The sequence below is a fragment of the Microbacterium enclense genome, assembly GCF_004022425.1.
GTDB classification, from domain to species: Bacteria; Actinomycetota; Actinomycetes; order Actinomycetales; family Microbacteriaceae; genus Microbacterium; species Microbacterium enclense_A.
Genome location: NZ_RBZY01000005.1, coordinates 41,234 through 52,960, shown reverse-complemented (window position 1 = coordinate 52,960; position 11,727 = coordinate 41,234). Strand labels below are relative to the sequence as shown.

General features: G+C 70.7%; 10 protein-coding genes and 3 tRNA genes. 3 read left to right on the top strand and 10 right to left on the bottom strand.

From position 1 onward, the window contains the following. Positions 1-26: 26 nt before the first annotated feature. The 7 genes from D8Y23_RS02290 to D8Y23_RS02265 all read right to left on the bottom strand — a co-directional run bounded on the left by D8Y23_RS02290 (position 27) and on the right by D8Y23_RS02265 (position 7,272). Complete coding sequence (locus tag D8Y23_RS02290; RefSeq protein ID WP_128216553.1) at positions 27-500, bottom strand: dehydrogenase; 474 nt, start codon at positions 498-500, stop codon at positions 27-29. 90 nt (positions 501-590) lie between these two features. Beyond that, positions 591-2,339: a cation:proton antiporter gene (locus D8Y23_RS02285; protein WP_128216552.1), complete on the bottom strand. Its 1,749-nt coding sequence runs from the start codon at positions 2,337-2,339 to the stop codon at positions 591-593. A gap of 47 nt (positions 2,340-2,386) precedes the next feature. Next, a complete protein-coding gene (locus D8Y23_RS02280) occupies positions 2,387-3,625 on the bottom strand; it encodes a kynureninase (protein WP_240663731.1) in 1,239 nt (412 codons plus the stop codon). Next, positions 3,615-4,550, bottom strand: a complete 936-nt coding sequence (locus D8Y23_RS17030; RefSeq protein ID WP_240663730.1) for a hypothetical protein — start codon at positions 4,548-4,550, stop codon at positions 3,615-3,617. Before D8Y23_RS17030 ends, D8Y23_RS02280 begins: the two co-directional genes overlap by 11 nt. An 11-nt stretch (positions 4,551-4,561) precedes the next feature. Further along, positions 4,562-4,816, bottom strand: a complete 255-nt coding sequence (locus D8Y23_RS02275; RefSeq protein ID WP_128216550.1) for a glutaredoxin family protein — start codon at positions 4,814-4,816, stop codon at positions 4,562-4,564. A 44-nt stretch (positions 4,817-4,860) separates the two neighbouring features. After that, the gene (locus D8Y23_RS02270; protein ID WP_128216549.1) at positions 4,861-5,985 is read right to left on the bottom strand and encodes a glycosyltransferase; all 1,125 of its coding nucleotides are present in this window, start codon (positions 5,983-5,985) and stop codon (positions 4,861-4,863) included. 135 nt (positions 5,986-6,120) lie between these two features. After that, complete coding sequence (locus D8Y23_RS02265) at positions 6,121-7,272, bottom strand: polysaccharide deacetylase family protein (protein WP_128216548.1); 1,152 nt, start codon at positions 7,270-7,272, stop codon at positions 6,121-6,123. A gap of 113 nt (positions 7,273-7,385) precedes the next feature. On the opposite strand from D8Y23_RS02265, the gene D8Y23_RS02260 reads away from it, so the two are divergent. Both D8Y23_RS02260 and chrA read left to right on the top strand, forming a co-directional pair. Further along, the gene (locus tag D8Y23_RS02260) at positions 7,386-8,342 is read left to right on the top strand and encodes a Gfo/Idh/MocA family protein (protein ID WP_128216547.1); all 957 of its coding nucleotides are present in this window, start codon (positions 7,386-7,388) and stop codon (positions 8,340-8,342) included. Between the two features lie 45 nt (positions 8,343-8,387). Continuing rightward, positions 8,388-9,581 (top strand): chromate efflux transporter, encoded by a 1,194-nt coding sequence (gene chrA / locus D8Y23_RS02255; protein WP_128216546.1) that lies wholly within the window; start codon positions 8,388-8,390, stop codon positions 9,579-9,581. Between the two features lie 85 nt (positions 9,582-9,666). Here chrA and D8Y23_RS02250 read toward each other — a convergent pair. The 3 genes from D8Y23_RS02250 to D8Y23_RS02240 form a co-directional block, all read right to left on the bottom strand. Next, positions 9,667-9,739: transfer RNA gene (locus D8Y23_RS02250), tRNA-Phe, on the bottom strand. Positions 9,740-9,803: 64 nt separating this feature from the next. Next, positions 9,804-9,877 (bottom strand) — tRNA-Asp (locus tag D8Y23_RS02245). Between the two features lie 26 nt (positions 9,878-9,903). Further along, positions 9,904-9,976: transfer RNA gene (locus D8Y23_RS02240), tRNA-Glu, on the bottom strand. A 216-nt stretch (positions 9,977-10,192) separates the two neighbouring features. Between D8Y23_RS02240 and D8Y23_RS02235 the strand changes: the two genes are divergently transcribed. Next, the gene (locus tag D8Y23_RS02235; RefSeq protein ID WP_342672098.1) at positions 10,193-11,677 is read left to right on the top strand and encodes a M23 family metallopeptidase; all 1,485 of its coding nucleotides are present in this window, start codon (positions 10,193-10,195) and stop codon (positions 11,675-11,677) included. The last annotated feature ends 50 nt before the right edge of the window (positions 11,678-11,727 follow it).

The following is an 11,727-nucleotide window of genomic DNA, read 5'->3' as shown; positions in this document are numbered from 1 at the left end:
GACGCACCCGCGAGGGTGGGCCGGCCTCAGGCCGGCGGGACGACCGGGGCGGTGTGGAGGTGGCGGTCGCCGTGGGCGAGGACCTTCACGATGACTCCCCGCTGCCGCAGCTCCGCGACGGCACGCGAGGCGTCGGAGCGTGAGACGCCGAGGGCTTCGACGGTGGTGACGACGAGGACATCGCCGCGGGTGAGCGTGCCGAAGAATCGCTCGAGTCGGGCCGCCCAGTCCTCGAGCGTCTCGGGAGCGGGGTGGCGGAAGCCCTCGATCGGGACGCCGAAGCGGGTCAGATCATCACGCTGCTGCACGACCGAGGGGAGCCCCGTCCGGGAGACGACGAGTCCGACGAGCCGCGAACCGGCGGGTCGAGCACGCCACCACGCGCCGTCGCTCTGCATCTCGGTGAAGCACTGCGGGCAGTCGGCCGCGGTATGCGCGACGGGGACGGCAGCGCTCGTGGCATCCGTCGATGACGTCGACGTCGGGATCGGATCGCTCATGGGCACCTCCGCATCCATTCTGCCGTACGCCCCGCTGTTGGCCGCCTGTGCGCCCGGTCCGGTCTGCCTCGGCATGCCCGGTCCCACCCGTCAGTCCTCGCCGTCGATGCGCAGTTCGAGGCTCAGCTGGTCGGCGTCGAGTTCGGCGAGGGCATGGCGGAGCGCTGCTGTGCTGTAGCGCCCCCCGTGGCTGATGCGGTTGAGTTCCTGACGCATCGCGTCGATCGAGGCGAGCCGCAGCTCGAGCAGGTCACGTGCCCGAGCCGTCACGTCGTCGTCCGGCGGTCGCGTCAACCGCGCGCCGGCGCGCTCGACGAGGTCGGCGGGGAACGGCTGGCCGTCGCGGCGGGTCAACGTCCCCGAGGTGACGGCGGCGACCGCCGCGCGGCGGAGCTCGGCATCCAGAGCACGCTGTTCGTCGCGCGTGGGTCCTTCGCCGCCGCCCTCCGAGAGTCCGACGCCGCGCACGACGACCGCGAGCGTGAGTCCCTGCAGCAGCAGGCTGAACAGGGCGACGAGGAAGGCCACGAAGATCAGCAGCGGGCGGTCTTCGACGCCCTCGTTCGGCAGGGTCTGCGCGGCGGCGAGGGTCACGACGCCGCGCATCCCCGCCCACACGATGATGATGCCGTGCCGCCACCCGAGCGGGCTGTCGCGGTAGTAGTCGAGGTCGGCCATCGTGCTGGCGACCCGGTGACGCACCCAGGAGAAGCGTCGCTCGGCACGTGCGTGATCGACCTCCCCGCGGCGGGCGAGAGTCGTCGGGTCGGCGCGATAGGCCTCTTCGATCCGGTCCACGCGTTCGCTGATGCGCTTCGCGCGTTCACGGTGTCGGGGGCTGTTCCGACCCCTGCGTCCCTGGACCCAGATCAGTCCCGCGACGTACACGGCGCGTACCGCGAGGGCGATCCCCAACGCCGACAGTGCGAGCCACGTGCCGTACCAGAGCCCCTCATGCTCGCGGAGGTTGGCGCCGACGATGTCCTTCAACTCGAGACCGAACACGAGGAAGACACCGCCCTCGAGGATCAGCTCGATCGTGCGCCAATTGAGTCGATCGCTGACCCGCTGTTCGGGGGTGAAGCGTCGGGCGGCGCCCTGGCCCGTGACGATCCCCGCGACGACGGCGGCGACGAGGCCCGAACCGCCGAGGTGCTCGGTGGGGAGGTAGGCGATGAAGGGGACGGTGAAGCTGAGGGCGGTGTTGGCCGCGGGATTGTTCACCCGCTCGCGTACTCGCAGGTTCCCCCACCCGACGAGTGCGCCGAGCGCGAGCGCGAGCAGCACGCCCCAGGCGAAGTTGGCGACCGCGTCGGCGAAGGCGAACCCGGATGCCAGAGCCGCCACCGCCGTGCGCAGCAGGACGAGCGCGGTCGCATCGTTCAGCAGGCTCTCGCCCTCGAGCAGCGTGACGACGCGCGGTGCGATGCCCAGGCGTTTCGCGATCGAGGTGGCCACGGCATCCGTCGGACTCAGGATCGCGCCGAGCGCCACGCCCAGGGCGAGTCCGAGTCCGGGGATCACCGCGGCGAAGAACAGCCCGAGCCCCAGGGAGCTCAGCACGACGAGGAGTACGGACAACCCGGCGATGGGGCCGAAGTCGCGTCGGAACTCGATCGCGGGAAGCTGCACGGCCGCCGAGTACAGCAGCGGCGGCAGGACGCCGATGAGGATCACCTCGGGGGGCACGGCGAAGGCGGGCACGAAGGGCAGCAGGCTCACGCCGAGACCGATGGCCATGAGCACCAGGGGCCCGGCGACGTTGAACCGCGGCGCGATCACGGTGACGAGCGAGATCACCACGATCCCGACGACGACGATGAGGAGGGGGTCGACCACCCTCCGAGGCTAGACCTCCCGCGGGTCTGCTCGACGGCGGGCGCGCATCAGCTCTCCGCGCGCACCGCTTCAGCGACGGCGACGAGACCGGTGAGCGTCTCGGTGAAGCTCGTCGACAGCGGAGCGAGGCCGATCCGCAGGCCGTGAGGGTCGCGGTAGTCGGGGATGACGTCCTGCCGCCACAGCCGCGCCGTCACGGCGCGCATCGTGGGGTGCGACAGCGTCAGGTGGCCGCCGCGCTCGGCCGGATCGCGGGGCGAGGCGAGGCTCACACCGAGCGGACTCAGGATGCCATCGCTCACCCGCAGCGCGAACTCGGTCAGGGCCACGGACTTGGCGCGGATCGCAGTGATCCCGGCAACCTCGATGAGGTCGAGCGTGTCCTGCATCGCGAGCATCGCGAGCACCGGCGGGGTTCCCGACAGGAACCGCCGCATACCGTCGGCGGGTCGGTATTCCGGTCCCATCGCGAACACGTCCGCCGCGCCCATCCAGCCCTGAATCGGTTGGGCGAGCGTCGCCTGGTGGCGTGCCGCGACGTACGCGAACGCCGGCGCCCCCGGGCCGCCGTTCAGGTACTTGTACGTGCAGCCGACGGCGAGATCCACGTCCCACGCGTCGAGTTCGACCGGCACCGAGCCCGCGGAGTGGCAGAGGTCCCACAGCACGAGGGCACCGGCGTCGTGGGCGATGCGCGTGAGGGTCTCGGCATCCGCGAGGTACCCCGACCGGTACGAAACGTGACTGAGCAGCACGACCGCCGTTCGCGGGCCGACGGCCGCGCGGAGCTGCTCGGCGTCGACCCCGCGGGAGGTGTCGACCTCCACCCATACGACCCGCGCGCCGCGCTCTGCGGCGATCCCCTCGACGAGGTAGCGGTCGGTGGGGAAATCGTCGCGGCCGACGACGATCTCGACGCGGGCAGGCTCGGCCGTCGACCGCTCCGCGAGCGCGGCCCGCAGCAGCTTGTAGAGCAGCACGGTGGTGGAATCGCCGATGACCGTCTGCCCCGCCGCTGCACCGAGGGCGAGCGCCCCGAGGCGGTCGCCGATCGCGAAGGGCAGTTCCATCCACGACTCGTCCCACCCGCGGATGAGGCGGCCGCCCCACTCGGCGGTGACGAAGTCGGATAGCCGCTGTGCGGTCGCGCGAGGAGGCCTTCCGAGCGAGTTGCCGTCGAAGTAGACGAGCGGCGTCTCGGCGTCGACGAACGCGTCCCGGTGCGTGGCGAGGGGGTCGGCGGTGTCGAGGGCGAGGGCCTCGGCGGCGAGCGGGTCAGTCGACACGGGTGAGCTCCTCGGTCGGGACGACGACCGCGTGCGACAACCACGTGGCGAGGTCGTCGCGGTCGGTGGGGGCAGGGCCGGCGATGAAGCTGCGGACGGCGTCGATGCCGGAGCGCGCGGGCCAGGCGTCGGTGAGGGATGCCACGAGCGCATCGCCGCGGATCCCCGCCTCCTGCAGAGCGAGGAGCTCGCGGCGATTGACGCCGACAGGGAGTGGGCCGTTTCCGAGATCGGTGCCGTAGAGGACGCGCCCACCCCGCGCCGCGAAGGCACTGAGGTGGGCGACGGTCCGGGCGCGGGCGGACCCGCGGTGGATGTCGATCGTCGAGATCCAGATCTGTCCGGCATCGGCGGCCCGGGCGATGAGTCGTCGCGACAGCGAGTCGTCGAACGGCGCGTGCGCGAGAGCTGCGAAACCCGCCTCGATCGCCCGTTCGACCTGCCCCGTCCCCTGCGCGTGGGCGACCACGTCCAGGCCTCGCTCGGCAGCGGCGGCGATGATGGCCGCGAGAATCTCGTCGGAGGGCACCGGCCCCGCGTCGGCGTTCAGAGCCACTTTGATGACGGACGCGCCGGCGTCGGCCTGAGCATCGACCGCGGTGCGGGCTCCGCCCGGTTCCCCGGGGTGCCGGGACGGGTTCGAGACCCGGTGCACGATGGCATCCGGTGCCCAAGAACGCCCGGTCGGGTACCCATCCGGCACGGTGAGGAAGGCCCCGGCGAAGGCAACGCGCGGGAGCCCGGACGCGTGCCGAGCGAGGTACGCCGGATCTCCGCCGAGATCGACGACGGCGGCGATCCCTCGCGCCGGCAGTGCGGGTGTGTCGACCAGGTGCGTGTGCACGTGGTGATCGACGAATGCCGGGAGCGCCGTTCCCATCTCACCGGTCGCGTGTCGGCGGACCGGCCACGCGGCGGTGAGCATCGGGGGCGGGGTCAGATCAGCGAGAGCTCGCGGAGCTTGGCCTCGACGTCGGCGTTGGACGGCTCGACGTGGTGCGAGGCGTCGGGGTAGACCACGACCGGGATGTTCGTGCGGCCCGAGATCTCCTTCGCCACGTCGGCCGCGGCGGGGTCGGCCACCAGATCGACGTACTCGTAGGCGACGCCCAGGTCGTCGAGCTGCTTCTTCGTACGAATGCAATCACGGCACCAGTCGGCGCCGAACATGCGGATGGATGCGTCGGACATGCTTCCAGCGTACGCCGCCGAGACGAGCCGCGGCTCGGAGGCCGTCAGGCGGTCAGCTCGTCCTCGAGCGTCTCGGGGAGGGGGAGGCGCGAGAGCCGGTTCTTCTTCGGCGCGTAGACGACCAGCGCGTGGTAGACGAAGCGGACGACGAAGGCGGCGATGAGTGTCAGAGCCGTCGCGATCACCACGTGGAGGTGCGCCGCGCTCACGAGCAGCCACAGCAACGGGATGCGCACGATCGCCTCGATGCCGTTGAACGTGAACGACTTGAGGAACCGGTGCCGCATGAGACCGGATTCGGCGCGCATGTCGGCGAAGACGAGGTACTCGAGCGCGAGGAAGTTGCCGATGATGGTCAGAACGCTCGCGATCACCGAGGCGATGAGGTACTGCACGCCGAGAGTGGTCAGCCCCCAGGTGATGAGGAGGTTGGCCACCGCCCCGAGGCCGCCGACCACCGCGAACGCCGACATCCTGCCGAACCGCAGCATGGTCAACTGGGTCAGGAACCGCAGGCCCTGGCTGAACGAGGCCTTCGACTCACCGGCGAAGCGGGGGGCGAACGAGAACGGCACCTCGGCCACCCGCATCTGCTTGCGCGCGAGGATCTCGAGGAGGATCTTGAACCCGCGCGGACGCAGGTCTTCGACGTCGAGCGCACGGCGGTCGATGAGGAAGAAGCCGGTCATCGGGTCGGAGCAATTGTGCAGCTTCCGCGGGAACATCGCCTTGGTCAGCATCGTCGACCCCCGCGAGACCAGGGTGCGTACCGCGTTCGCGAGTCCATCGGACGTGCCGCCCGCGATGTAGCGGGAGGCGACGACGACGTCGGCGTCGCCGACCTCGGCGCGCGACAGCAACTCGGCGATGACCTCCGGCGGGTGCTGCAGATCGCCGTCCATGACGACACAGAAATCGGATGTCGCAGCCCGGATGCCCTCGACGACTGCTCCGCCGAGGCCGCCCACGGGCTGGTCGCGGTGGAAGAGCCGGACGGGAACGGAGGACTGGGCGGCGACGGCGCGGATGATGTCGGGAGTGTCGTCGGTCGAGTCGTCGACGAAGATGATCTCCACGGCGCGACCGGGCAGCGCGGCCGTCGTTCGACGGACGAGTTCGGCGACGTTCGGACCCTCGTTGAAGGTCGGAACGATGACGGATAGGTCCATGAGTGCTCGCGTTTCGGTGAAGCCGGGGATACACAGCGTAGAACGGCCGACGCGTGCCCAAATGAGCATTGTGGATTATTTAGCTGAGAGCTAGCGGGGCGTTCATCCGCGTGACCGGGGCGTAGCGGGCGACCGTCAGCCGATGGCATCCCTCAGATCCTCGACGGTCATGCCGTAGTTCATCCGGATCACGGGCAGCGCCAGCTTGTCTTTTCCGACGTGCACGTACCCGTGCTCGACCGTGCGGCCGAGTTCGAACCCGGCCTGCCGCAGACCCTCCTTGGTCGTGTCGTCGTAGTGCCCGAAGGGATACGCCACGACCTCTTTCGCGCCGAGGATCATGGCCGACTGCTCGAGGTCCGCGGCGATGGTGGCGGCATCCTCGTCGACCATGCGGCCCTTCCCGCTCGCCCCCGCCCGATGCATGTCATGCGTGTGAGAGCGCTGCAGGACGAACCGGTTGGGCGTGCCCTCGCTGCGCGCGGAGGTGATGACGAACGAGGTGGTGAGGAGGTGGCGACCGTCGACGATCGGTGCGGCGAGTTCCAGCCAGGAGCTGTCGGCGTCGTCGTCGGTGATGACGACCGAGTGCGCGGGGAGGAAGAGCGTCCCGTCGATGAATGCGCTCAGCTCGTCCCACGTGGGCAGATAGAAGCCTGATTCCTGGATGTAGGCCATCTGCGCGTCGAAGTCGCCGACGTGGATGTAGTTCGCGCGAAGCCATCCGTCTTCTCCTTCGGGCCGTCGCGTGAACTGGTGGTACATCAGAATCGGGATGCCGGCGTCCTCCGCCGCATTCGCCTCGGGTGTGGTCCAGGCGCCGAAGAGCGTCTTCTGACGGCCCGTGCAGGAAACGAGATCGGCGCCGTTGACCCGTCCCGGAATCGAGAGCGCGGCCGCGTCCGCGGCGGTGGCGTACCACCCCGCGAAGACACGCCCGTCGATCTGCGGGATCGGAAGCCGGTCGTAGCGCAGGTCCTGGGTCTCGAGCTGAGGGTCGAGGGCGAGGCCGTCGCCCGCGAACGACACCGCGCAGGCCGTCGGGTCGCTCGTCGTGCCGAGCAGCTTCTGCGCCGGTGTGAGGGGCGTCGGGAGCGGGGTCGGGGCAGGGGGCGATGGTGCTGTGGCCGTCGGCTTCGCCTCCGCGGACGGCGTGGCCGGATCGCGCAGGACCGCGAAGGCCGTCACGCCGCCGACGAGGAGCGCCACCGCGACCAGCGCGGTGATCGTGCGGCGCAGCCGTGCGCGCCGCGACATCCGGCGGCGTCGTTGCGCGCGCGTGGTCATCGGATCTTCCCCCCGCGTGTGGTGATCGTCCCCACGATCAGGGCGATCCTAGCGGGACGTTTCACGCAGACCCGGATGGGGCGTGCGGAGAATCGGGGCGCGAAGATGGGGACATGATCCGCATCGGCATCGTCGGCACCAGTTCCATCTCCGAGCGTCTCGCAGACGCCGTCCACGCCGTCGACGGTGTCGCGCTCGGCCGCGTCGCGTCACGCGACGCGGGCCGGGCCTCGGAGTTCGCCGATCGCGTCGGTGCCGCGGGCACCGCCGTCGGCCTGGAGGCGTTGCTCGCGTCGGGCGACGTCGACGCCGTCTATCTCGCCAGCCCCAACGCCGTGCACGCCGCGCAGGTGCGGACGGCAGTGGATGCCGGCATCCCGGTGCTCGTCGAGAAGCCGGCGACCCTCACGGCCCCCGAGTGGGACGACCTCGTCGGGCGCGCGCGTGAGCGCAGGGTCGTGCTCCTGGAAGCGATGCGCACGGCCTACGACCCCGGCATCCGGGCCATCCAGGCTGTGCTGCCGCGGGTCGGCCGTGTGCGGCGGATCTCGTTCCGGTACGAGAAGCGCTCCGCGCGCTACGATCACGTGCTCGCGGGAGAGCAGACCAACATCTTCGATCCGTCCCTGGGCGGCAGTGCGCTGCGCGACCTCGGCGTCTATCCGCTGCACGCGCTCGTCCAGCTGTTCGGTGAACCGACGTCGATCACGGGGGCACGGGTCGGCATCGCCTCGGGCACGGACGGACTGGGCAGCGCCATCGCCGAGTACGACGACGTCGTGGCGGACGTGGCCTGGTCGAAGATCACCGATACGGCCCTGCCGAGCGAGATCCAGGGCGAGGACGCCTCCCTGACGATCGATGCGATCGACGCACCACGGCGGCTGGTCCTGGCCCCGCGTGGAGGGGCGGCCGAGACCATCGTGGTCGAGGCACCCGAGAACCCGATGATCGGCGAGGTCGAGCGCTTCCGCGACGCCATCCGCGGGGCCGACGTCACGACCGACCAGGACCGGACGGCGCAGACCCTCCGCCTCGTCGACACGCTCCTACGGCCCCCGCGCGGCTGATCGTCGATTCACCCGCCGTTTCCCCGCCGACGTTAGGAAGAACGGATGACACGAGCCGGCACCGTCTCCGAGGTCTTCCTCGCCTTCCTGCGCCTGGGCGTGACCTCGTTCGGCGGGCCGATCGCTCATCTCGGCTACTTCCGCGACGACCTCGTCAGCCGCCGGCGGTGGATGGACGACCGCGCCTACGCCGACCTGGTCGCGCTCTGCCAATTCCTCCCGGGCCCCGCGTCCAGCCAGGTCGGCTTCGCGATGGGTCTGCAGCGGGCCGGTTTCCTCGGCGCCGTCGCCGCGTTCCTGGCCTTCACCCTGCCGTCGGCGGTGCTGCTCGTCGCGTTCGCCGCCGGGGCGTCCCTGTTCGGCGGCCCGGTGGGTGACGGCATCCTGGACGGTCTGAAGATCGTCGCGGTCGCCATCGTCGCTCAGGCCGTCTGGGGGATGGCGCGCTCACTCACCCCGGACGCTCCGCGTGCCGGGGTCGCCGTGGTCGCCGCCGCCCTCGCGATCTTCGCACCGGGGTCCGTCGGGCAGGTGGGGGCCCTGGCTATCGGCATCGTGGCGGGACTCGTGCTGCTGCGTGGCGCCGCGGAGCAGCCGGGGGAGTCGCTGCCGTCGTTCGGGGTGTCGCGCGCGGTCGGGATCGGCTGCCTGGCCGTCGCCGCCCTGGCGCTCGTCGGACTCCCCGTGCTCGCGGCCGCGACGGGCTCGGGCGTGATCACGCTCGCCGACGCCTTCTTCCGCTCCGGCGCCCTGGTGTTCGGCGGCGGGCACGTGGTCCTGCCGCTGCTGCAGGCCGAGGTCGTGCAGACGGGATGGGTGTCGCCCGACGCCTTCCTCGCGGGCTACGGCGCCGCGCAGGCGGTACCCGGTCCGCTCTTCACCTTCGCGGCGTACCTCGGCTCGGTCTCGGCCGTCGGTCCCGGCGGGATCGTGGGCGCGGCCGTCGCGCTCGCGGCGATCTTCCTGCCCGGGTTCCTCATCCTCGTGGGGGTGCTGCCCTTCTGGGACGCGCTGCGCGAGAGGCCTTGGGTGCGTGCGGCCATGCGCGGGGCGAACGCGGCCGTCGTCGGCATCCTGGGGGCCGCTCTCTATTCGCCGGTGTTCACCACCGCCGTCACAGGACCCGGACCGTTCGTGCTCGCGCTCGTCGGCTTCGTGCTGCTGACGGCGTTCCGCATTCCCGCGTGGATCGTGGTGATCGTGGGGGCCGTCGGCGGCGTCCTGCTCGCGCTGGTCTGAGCGCAGCGCGTGCAAAATCAGGGGACGCCTCCGCGCCGGGAATTGAAAGAACCCCCGCGATGTAGAAGCTACGCGAGGGTTCCAGTGGCTCCGACCGGCATCGATCCGGTGACCTTTCGATTTTCAGTCGAACGCTCTACCAACTGAGCTACAGAGCCGAGCGGCATGTCTGCCGCTTCCTAGACGAAAGGCCTCCTCGAAAGAAGGCCCGTCGCTATGGAGCGACCCTGACGGGACTTGAACCCGCGACCTCCGCCGTGACAGGGCGGCACGCTAACCAACTGCGCTACAGGGCCATGCTTGTTTAATTGTGACCGGCGAGTGACCCCAACGGGATTCGAACCCGTGCTACCGCCGTGAAAGGGCGGCGTCCTAGGCCGCTAAACGATGGGGCCGGATGAACCCTGAAACTCGAGGTTTCCGAGCTCGCTTGCCGACGACCGAGCCTACTTCATGATGTTCGAGATTGCCAATCCGGGGCGTGGCGCTGCGTCGGCCTGGCGTGTCGAGGCGTCAGACTGGGCCGCGGCAGCGGGAACTCGCCCTGTTGTTCGTGTGATTCGTGTTGCTACTGTGGTGCGAGTTGCGAACCGGTGAGATGAGGTATTCCCGTGGCGCCTGAATCCCCCGTCGGCGCGGACGACTGCGGTTGCGCGCCTACCCCTGCGGAGCGGGCGCGGCTCTGGCCCTCGATCGATCGTCGCGGTGCCCTCCGACTCGGAGCGTTCGGTGCGGTCGCGCTGGGCGCATTCGGAGCGACCGTCCCGTCGCTCGTCTCCTCGTCGGCCGCGTTCGCCGCCGACTATCCGTCGTGGGCCGACGTCGAGGCTGCTCGTGCGAACGAAGCGGCCAAGGGCGCCGAGATCACACGTATCCAGGGGCTGATCGCGGGGCTGCAATCCGAGGTCGAGCGCACGCAGGCCGAGGTCGTTGCGCGGGCCGACGAGTACTACGCGGCTCAGCAGGCCTTCTTCGATGCCGATTACCGCTCGCAGCAGATCCGGGCGCAGGCGGATGCCGAGACCGCCAAGGCGACCGAGGCGGCGACGAGGGCCGGCAAGGTGGCCGCGCAGCTCTATCGCAGCGGCGGCGACGACACGTCGCTCGACCTCTTCTTCTCGAGCTCGGCGGCCACCGCCGACGACTTGCTCGCCAAGCTCGGCACGATGGACAAGCTGCTCGAGCGCAACCGCTCGGTGTACGCGGCGGCCGTGGCCGCGCGCGACAACGCCAGGAACCTCAGCAGCCAGGCGGACGACGCCAAGGCGGAGCGCGACCGACTGCAGAAGGTCGCGGAAGAGAAGATGGTCGCGGCGCAGCAGGCGGCCGACGCCGCGCAGGCCGCTCTCGCCGAGCAGCAGGCGAACCAGGTCACGCTGCAGGCCCAGCTCGCCGCCCTTCAGGACACGACGGCGAAGACCGTCGCCGACTACCAGGCCGGCGTCGAGGCGGAACGGAAGGCACGCGAAGAGCGCGAGCGCCGCGCCCGCGAAGAGGCCGAGGCGCGCGATCGTGCAGCCCGTGAGGCAGCGGCGGCCGCGGCGGCGGCTGCTGCTGCTGCCGCCGCAGCCAACAACGGCGGCGGAGGCGGCGGCGGAGGTGGCGGCGGCGGCAACAGCGGCGGCGGCGGTGGCGGTGGCGGCAACAGCGGTGGCGGCGGCGGCAACGTCGGTGGCTCCGGCTGGGCGCGTCCGTCGTCGGCCGGCACGACCTCGGGCTACGGCCCTCGCTCCGGGCAGTGCGGGGCGAGCTACTGCGCGAGCACGTGGCATCTCGGCCTCGACTTCGGCGCCAGTTGCTGGTCACCGATCTACGCCGCGGCGAGCGGCCGCGTCACCTACGCCGGCTACAACGGCGGCTACGGCAACTACATCCGCATCCAGCACGACGACGGGTCGGGCACGGGGTACGCGCACATCGTCCCCGGCGGTATCTACGTCTCCAACGGTCAGCGTGTCTCGGCCGGCCAGCAGATCGCGGCGACCGGTCAGACCGGCAACTCGTTCGGATGCCACCTCCACTTCGAGGTCTATCCGCCGTGGGGCGGGACGACCAACCCCGCGACGTGGCTGCGCGATCGCGGCATCTGGGTCTGAGCAAACCGAAAGCCCCCGGTCCGAGACCGGGGGCTTCGTCGTGACCGGGG